This window comes from Phenylobacterium sp. (genome assembly GCF_035309685.1).
GTDB lineage: Bacteria > Pseudomonadota > Alphaproteobacteria > Caulobacterales > Caulobacteraceae > Phenylobacterium.
Genome location: NZ_DATGEX010000066.1, coordinates 66,193 through 73,413, shown reverse-complemented (window position 1 = coordinate 73,413; position 7,221 = coordinate 66,193). Strand labels below are relative to the sequence as shown.

General features: G+C 69.0%; 10 protein-coding genes. 8 read left to right on the top strand and 2 right to left on the bottom strand.

Annotated features, from left to right (window positions below; translation table 11 throughout):
* From VKQ35_RS21265 to VKQ35_RS21230, 8 genes are all read left to right on the top strand, one after another.
* Positions 1-258, top strand: a 258-nt coding sequence (locus tag VKQ35_RS21265) for a hypothetical protein (protein WP_324364887.1), incomplete at its 5' end; no start/stop codon positions are given.
* The gene (locus tag VKQ35_RS21260; RefSeq protein WP_324364885.1) at positions 255-1,052 is read left to right on the top strand and encodes a DUF1080 domain-containing protein; all 798 of its coding nucleotides are present in this window, start codon (positions 255-257) and stop codon (positions 1,050-1,052) included. The genes VKQ35_RS21265 and VKQ35_RS21260, both read left to right, overlap by 4 nt.
* Positions 1,053-1,379: 327 nt before the next feature.
* Positions 1,380-2,684 carry a PQQ-dependent sugar dehydrogenase gene (locus VKQ35_RS21255; RefSeq protein ID WP_324364883.1) on the top strand — a complete coding sequence of 435 codons (1,305 nt, stop codon included), beginning with the start codon at positions 1,380-1,382 and terminating at the stop codon, positions 2,682-2,684.
* 14 nt (positions 2,685-2,698) lie between these two features.
* Positions 2,699-3,100, top strand: coding sequence for a DUF1801 domain-containing protein (locus VKQ35_RS21250; protein WP_324364881.1), 402 nt, complete (start codon positions 2,699-2,701; stop codon positions 3,098-3,100).
* An 82-nt stretch (positions 3,101-3,182) separates the two neighbouring features.
* Entirely contained in the window at positions 3,183-3,803 is a 621-nt protein-coding gene (pgsA, locus tag VKQ35_RS21245) for a CDP-diacylglycerol--glycerol-3-phosphate 3-phosphatidyltransferase (protein WP_324364879.1), read from the top strand.
* Positions 3,804-3,884: 81 nt separating this feature from the next.
* Positions 3,885-4,535, top strand: a complete 651-nt coding sequence (locus VKQ35_RS21240; RefSeq protein ID WP_324364877.1) for a glutathione S-transferase family protein — start codon at positions 3,885-3,887, stop codon at positions 4,533-4,535.
* Positions 4,535-4,852 (top strand): metalloregulator ArsR/SmtB family transcription factor, encoded by a 318-nt coding sequence (locus VKQ35_RS21235; RefSeq protein WP_324364874.1) that lies wholly within the window; start codon positions 4,535-4,537, stop codon positions 4,850-4,852. The genes VKQ35_RS21240 and VKQ35_RS21235 overlap by 1 nt, the downstream gene beginning before the upstream one ends.
* The gene (locus VKQ35_RS21230; protein WP_324364872.1) at positions 4,849-5,331 is read left to right on the top strand and encodes an SRPBCC family protein; all 483 of its coding nucleotides are present in this window, start codon (positions 4,849-4,851) and stop codon (positions 5,329-5,331) included. The genes VKQ35_RS21235 and VKQ35_RS21230 overlap by 4 nt, the downstream gene beginning before the upstream one ends.
* On the opposite strand, the gene VKQ35_RS21225 is transcribed toward VKQ35_RS21230, so the two are convergent.
* On the bottom strand, positions 5,328-5,651 hold the full coding sequence (locus VKQ35_RS21225) for an NIPSNAP family protein (protein WP_324364870.1): 324 nt from the start codon (positions 5,649-5,651) through the stop codon (positions 5,328-5,330). The two genes, VKQ35_RS21230 and VKQ35_RS21225, sit on opposite strands and share 4 nt — an antisense overlap.
* A 19-nt stretch (positions 5,652-5,670) precedes the next feature.
* Positions 5,671-7,047 carry an L-serine ammonia-lyase gene (locus tag VKQ35_RS21220; RefSeq protein WP_324364868.1) on the bottom strand — a complete coding sequence of 459 codons (1,377 nt, stop codon included), beginning with the start codon at positions 7,045-7,047 and terminating at the stop codon, positions 5,671-5,673.
* Positions 7,048-7,221: the final 174 nt, after the last annotated feature.

The window sequence follows — 7,221 nt, the reverse complement described above, 5'->3', positions numbered from 1 at the left end:
ATCCCGGTCTCGCTGCCGCGCATCCAGGGCGGCATCGGCGGCCACGAGAACAACTGGATCCGCGCGATCCGCGGCGAGGAGAAGATCTCCTGCCCGTTCGAGTACGCCACCCGCCTGAACGAGACGATGAACCTGGGCGTCGTGGCCCTGCAGGCCGACCACTACATCGCCTACGACGCGGCCAACATGGCCGTCACCAACGTCGCCGACGCCAACCGCTATCTGCGCCGCAAGTACCGCGCGGGGTGGGAGCTGTGATCCGCTCTCTAGCCCTCGCGAGCCTGCTCGTGCTCGGCGCCACCGCAGCGCTGGCCCAGGCCGTGCCCTCGCCCACGCCCGGCGCCAAGCCGCAGGACACCGAGGTCTATACGCCGGTCCCGCCGGTGGTGACGCCCGGGCCGATCGCCGACAAGCCGGTCGCGCCGCCGTCCGACGCCATCGTGCTGTTCGACGGCAAGTCGCTCGATCAATGGGTCACCACGCGGGACAAGTCCCCGGCCAGGTGGGAGGTCAAGGACGGCGTGCTGGTGGTCGCCAAGTCCGGCGGCAACATCGAGACCAAGAAGAGCTTCAGGAACTACCAGCTGCACCTGGAATGGCGGGTCCCGACCAACGTCACCGGGTCGGGCCAGGCGCGCGGCAACTCCGGGGTGTTCCTGGCCTCCACCGGGCCGGGCGACGCCGGCTATGAGCTGCAGATCCTCGACAGCTACAAGAACGAGACCTACGTCAACGGCCAGGCCGCCAGCATCTACAAGCAGTCGCCGCCGCTGGTGAACGCCATGCGCCCGCCCGGGCAATGGCAGACCTATGACGTCATCTGGACCGCGCCGACCTTCGGCCCCGACGGCAAGGTGGCGACCCCGGCGCGCGTCACGGTCCTGCACAACGGCGTGCTGGTGCAGAACAACTTCGCGCTCACCGGCGAGACGCTCTACATCGGCAAGCCCTACTACAAGGCCTACACATCGGCGCCGATCAAACTCCAGGCCCACGGCGACCCCAGCCCGCCGCTCAGCTTCCGCAACATCTGGGTGCGGGAACTGCCCTGAGATTTGGAAACACGGAAAGCGCACGGAAAGAGGATTCAACCACGGACGGACACAGACGCACACGGACGCGTCCTGCTGCTTGAAAGGCCGAAGGCCATCTTCCGATAGGCTCTGCCTACGATCAGAAGGCGAGCTGCGCTCGCAATGGGCAAGGCGCGTCGGTGTGCGTCTGTGTCCGTCCGTGGTTGAGCCTTCCTTCTTCCTCTTTCCGTGCTCTTTCCGTGTTTTCCGTGGTTATCGTTCCTTCCGCCTCGCGGACGCCGAACGCCTCTGGATCGCAGCGCCCCGCCGTGACACGTTCCGCGCAGGGAAACCGGGGACAACGCCATGCTGATCGACCTTCGCGCCGCGCGCGCCATGACCGGGCTCGCCCTGGCCCTCTCGCTGCTGCCGGGCGCCGGCGCCTTTTCGCAGACCGCGACGCCCGCCGCGATCCCGTCGTTCCCGCCGGGTCCGGACTACGCCGGCGTCGCCGGATCGCACGCCGAGAACGAGCGGCTGAACGCGCTGTGCGGCGCGAACCGCAACGCCAAGGACGGCTATGATCCCAAGCCCCTGATGGCTGACCAGGCCAAGGCGCCGCAGATCAAGAGCAAGGCGGCGTTCGACACGCAGGTCGTCGCGACGCTCGACCGCTCGGTCGGCCTGGCCTTCCTGCCCAATGGCGACCTGCTGGTCTCCCAGCGCGCGGGCGGCCTGCGCACCGTCAGCGCCAAGGGCGTGGTGTCGGCCCCGCTGAAAGGCGCGCCGGATATCGTCGGCGCCATGGGCACCAGCAACACCGGCCCGGTGCTTGACCGCGACTTCAGGAAGAACCGCACCCTCTACTACGGCTACACCGCCGCCCCGCCGGCCAAGGGCCAGCCCTATGTGGGCAAGATCATGAAGGCCAAGCTGTCGGCCGACGGGACGAGCCTCGAGGACGCCAAGACCATCTACGAGCTGCCGTTCATGGCGCCGCGCCGCATCGTCCAGGCCCGCGACGGGACCCTGCTGATCGCGTCCGCCGAAGTGGCCGACCGCGGCCCCAATCCGCAGTCGATGACCGACCCGCGCGGCAAGGTGCTGCGCATCGCCGCCGACGGCTCGATCCCCAAGGACAATCCCTATCTGAAGACCGCCGGCTCCATCCCGTCGCTCTACGCCGTGGGCTTCCGCGACATCCAGGGCGCCGCGCTCAACCCCGCCACCGGCGAGCTGTGGGTCGGCGAGAACGAGCCCATGGGCGGCGACGAACTGAACCGCATCAAGCCCGGCGGCAACTACGGCTTCCCGGAGATCAGCTATGGCCGCCGCAACAACGGCGAGATGATCAACGGCGGCAAGACGCAAGCCGACGGCATGGAGCAGCCGGTCTATTTCTGGACGCCGTCGATCGCGCCGTCCGGCCTCACCTTCTATGACGGCAAGGCCTTCCCGGCGTGGAAGAACAGCGTCTTCGTGGGCGGCATGTCCGGCCGCCAGGTCGTGCGCCTGGAGATGAAGAACGGCCATGTGGTGGGCGAGGAGAAGCTCTTGATGGACCGCTGCAAGCGCACCAAGGACGTCAGCGAAGGCCCCGACGGCGCGCTCTATGTGATCACCGACGAGAGCCCGAGCGAAATCCTGCGCCTGGCGCCGGCGAAGAAGTAGGAGCCGCTGCGCGCATGCCGAAGAAGGCCGACCCGAACGAAACGCGGTCTCCGTCCGAACTGATCGACGCCCGCATCGCCGAGCTCACCGACTGGCGCGGCCCGATGCTGGCGCGCTTAAGGGCGCTGATCCTGGAGGCGGACCCGGACGTCGTCGAGGAATGGAAGTGGGGCGGGCCGGTCTGGTCCGACGCCGGCATCATCTGCACCGGCGAGGTCTACAAGAAGGCGGTGAAGCTGACCTTCGCCAAGGGCGCGTCGGTGGCCGATCCCAAGCGCCTGTTCACCTCCAGCCTGGAGGGCAATGTGCGCCGCGCCATGGACGTGGCCGAGGGCGGCAAGATCGACGAGCCGGCGTTCAAGGCCCTGGTCCGCGCGGCGGTCGAGGTGAACCGGGCCAAGCCCCCGAAGACGTAGTGCGGCGATTGCGGTGACGCGCGGCGCCGCGAACCGCTAAGCTCGCCGGAACGAAGCGCCGGCCGGCGCGCTGGATTGCCCGATGAAGTCGCTGCCGAACATCCTGACGTCGATGCGCCTGGTGCTGGCGCTGTTCATGTTCCTGGCGCTGGCGGCGGCGGCGGGCGCCGTGCCGGGGCTCTCGGACCATCTGACGCCGCCGGTGCAGTTCGCGCTGGAGCGGTGGGCGGTCTACGCCTTCGTCATCGCCGCGGTGACCGACTTCTTCGACGGCTGGCTGGCGCGCAAGCTGCACGCCGAGAGCATCTGGGGCGCGATCCTCGACCCGATCGGCGACAAGGTGCTGGTGGCGGGCGCGGTGCTGGGACTGATGGCGCTGGGGCCGCAGCCGATGGTGCTGCTGCCGGCCGGCCTGATCCTGTTCCGCGAGTTCACGGTGAGCGCCTTGCGCGAAGTGGGCGCCGGCAAGGGCGTGAAGCTGCCGGTGACCATGCTGGCGAAATGGAAGACCACGCTGCAGATGGTCGCGCTCGCCATGGAGCTGGTGGTCGCCGCCTGGGGCGCGTTTCCCTTCTTGCCGCAGGAGCCCGGCATCGAGGGCCCGTTCACCTTCGCGGCCCACAGCCTGTTCTGGATCGCCGCCATCGTCACCCTGATCACCGGCGCCCAGTACTGGGAACAGACGCGCAAGGCGCTGACCTAGCCTCCGCGTCGCGCCGCCGAAGGCTTGACGCCTGCCAGGCGGCTTGATACTTAGGCAATCACTTAAGTATGGAGCCAGCCGGTGTCCCTGACCCTCTACTATCATCCGCTGTCGTCGTTCTGCTGGAAGTCGCTGATCGCGCTCTATGAGGCGGGCGTCGATTTCGAGCCCAGGGTGGTGAACCTGGGCGACCCGGCGGACCGGGCGGCGTTCGCGGCGGTGTGGCCGCTGGCCAAGTTCCCGGTGCTGCGGGATGAGGCGCGGGGCCAGACGGTCCCGGAGTCCTCGATCATCGTGGATTATCTGGCGCAGTACTATCCGGCCGCAGCCTCGCTGCTCCCGTCCGATCCGGACGCCGGGCGCCAGGTTCGACTGCTGGACCGGCTGATCGACAACTACATCCACCTGCCGTTCCAGGGGATCGTCAGCGAGCGCCTGCGCCCCGAGGGCCAGAAGGACCCCTATGGCGTGGACCAGGCGCGGGGCAAGGTCCGCCAGGGCTACGACCTGATCGCGCCGATGATCGCGGGACCCTGGGCGATCGGCGAGACCTTCACGCTCGCCGACTGCGCGGCCCTGCCGGCGCTCTACTACGCCGACTATGCCGTCTCGCTCGACGCCTGGCCGGGCCTGCGGGCCTATCTGGACCGGCTGGGGGCGCGACCGAGCATCGCGCGCGTGCTCAGCGAGGCCGAGCCCTTCTTCCAGTACTTCCCGCTGAAGGACGGCTGATGTCGAACCTGGATCTGACCTTCCAGGCGCTGGCGGATCCGACGCGGCGCGGCATGGTTGAGCGGCTGAGCCAGGGCCCGGCCTCGGTCAGTGAGCTGGCCGCCCCCTTCGCCATGTCATTGCCGGCCATCGTACAGCACCTGGCGCTGCTGGAGGCGAGCGGCCTCGTGCGCTCCGAGAAGGCCGGGCGGGTGCGGACCTGCCGGATCGAACCGGCCGCGCTCAGCCTTGCCGAGCAGTGGTTCAACCAGCGCCGGGCGGAGGCGGAGCGACGTCTCGAACACCTCATGCGCTACCCCGACGGAGACCCGAAATGAACGCCACCACCGATCTGACCCGCAGCGTTTCGCACGGGGTTTTCACCCTTGAGCGGACCTATCCGAAGGTGACGCCGCAGCGCGTGTTCGACGCCTTCGCCAGCGTCGAGGGCAAGAACGGCTGGTTCACCGCGCCGAACGAGAATTGGACGATCGCCGAGCGGGCGATGGACTTCCAGGTGGGCGGCCGCGAGCGGCTGGTCGGCAAGTGGGCCAGCGGCATGGTCACGGATTTCGACGCGACCTACTTCGACATCATCCCGGGCGAGCGGATCGTCTACACCTACGAGATGCGGCTGGACGGGCGGAAGATCAGCGTCTCGCTGGCCACCTTCGAGTTCAAGCCGGCGGCGGGCGGAGGAACCCACCTGATCCACACCGAGCAGGGCGCCTTCCTGGATGGCTATGACGACAACGGCAGCCGCGAAGAGGGCAGCCGCGAGATCATGGCCAAGCTGACGGCCTATCTGGAAGGCTAGGCGGCCGGCGGGACCTGGAAGAAGGGCGCGGGGTTGAGGATCTGGTTCTCCTGCTTCACCACCAGCCCGCCGACCTCGGCCACATAGGCCAGCCACTCCGGGTCGGACCAAAGGGCCGCGCGGCGCTTGGCGCGGTCGTCGAGGCTGTCGTAGGCCCACAGATGGATCACCTGGTTCAGCGCGCCCACCTCGACGCTGTAGTAGCCGACCAGATGGCCCAGGATGCGCTTCTGCACGGCCAGGCCCTTTTCGCCGTAGAGCTTGAAATAGCGGCCCGTCGCGCCCAGGGCCAAGGTGTAGGTGCGCATCTCGACGATCATCGGCAGGCCTCCTTGCGGCTCAACATTCGGCCAGGTTGACGGCCAGGCCGCCCAGGCTGGTTTCCTTGTAGACCGCGCTCATGTCCTCGCCGGTGCGCTTCATGGTGGCGATCACCTTGTCGAGGCTGACCGAGTGCTGGCCATCGCCCAGCAGGGCCAGCCGCGAGGCGTCGATGGCCTTCACCGCGCCCATGGCGTTGCGCTCGATGCAGGGGATCTGCACCAGGCCGCCGATCGGGTCGCAGGTGAGGCCAAGGTTGTGCTCCATGCCGATCTCGGCGGCGTTCTCGATCTGGGCGTTGGAGGCGCCGAGCGCCGCGGTGAGCCCTGCCGCCGCCATCGAGCAGGCGACGCCCACCTCGCCCTGGCAGCCGACTTCGGCGCCCGAGATCGAGGCGTTCTTCTTGTAGAGCGCGCCGATGGCCGCGGCGGTCAAAAGGAAGGTCCGGCGCCCGGCCGCCGTCCCCTGATGAAAGCGGTCGTAGTAGCGCAGCACCGCCGGCACCAGGCCCGCCGCGCCATTGGTCGGCGCGGTGACCACGCGGCCGCCGGCCGCGTTCTCCTCGTTCACGGCCAGCGCCCAGAGGTTCACCCAGTCGAGCGCCGCCAAGGGGTCGGCGATGCGCTTGTCGGCGTCGCGCATCAGCGACTGATGCACCTGGAAGGCGCGGCGCTGCACCTTGAGGCCGCCGGGCAGGACGCCGTCGGTGCGCATGCCGCGCTCGATGCAGGCGTACATAGCGTCGGCGATCTCATCGAGGCCGGCGTCGATCTCCGCATCGCTGCGTCGCGCGCGCTCATTGGCCCGCATCAGCTCGGCGATGGTCAGGCTGGCGGCGTCGGCCAGGGCGAGCAGTTCCTGGCCGCTCTCGAAGGGGTAGGGGACGTCCACCAGCGCCGCATCCTCCGGCGGCGTGTTGGTCCCCATCTCGTCCTCGTCGCGCACGAAGCCGCCGCCGATCGAGAAATAGGTCCGCTCGCCCAGGACCGCGCCGGCCGCGTCGAAGGCGGCGAAGCTGACGGCATTGGGGTGCGGCGGCAGGCGCGTGCGGCCTTCCCACAGGAGGTCCGTGGCCTCGTCGAAGGCGACGCCCTGGCGCCCCGCCAGCAGCAGCCAATGGTTGGCGCGGACCTCGGTGACGACCCGGTCGGCCTCATCCGGATCGAGGCCGCGCGGGCTGAAGCCGGCCAGGCCCAGGATCACCGCCCGGTCGGTGGCGTGGCCGCGGCCGGTGAGCGCCAGGGAGGCGTAGAGCGTGATCCGCACCCGCGCGGTCCGGTCGACCCGGTCGCCCAGCCACTGCAGGAACCGCCCCGCCGCGGTCATCGGCCCCATGGTGTGCGAGCTGGACGGCCCGATGCCGAGCTTGAAGAGATCGAAGGCGCTGACGTTCATGGGCCGCTGTCTAGCGCATCATATTCGAAGATGCTCCCCTTAGGGGGCTGTCAGCGAAGACAGACTGTGGGGTTGCAGCCCACCGGTCTATCCGACGCGGGTGAAACCCCTCCGTCTCGGCGCTTCGCGCCGAGCCACCTCCCCCTCATCGCGCGCCAGGCGCGCTGGGGGAGG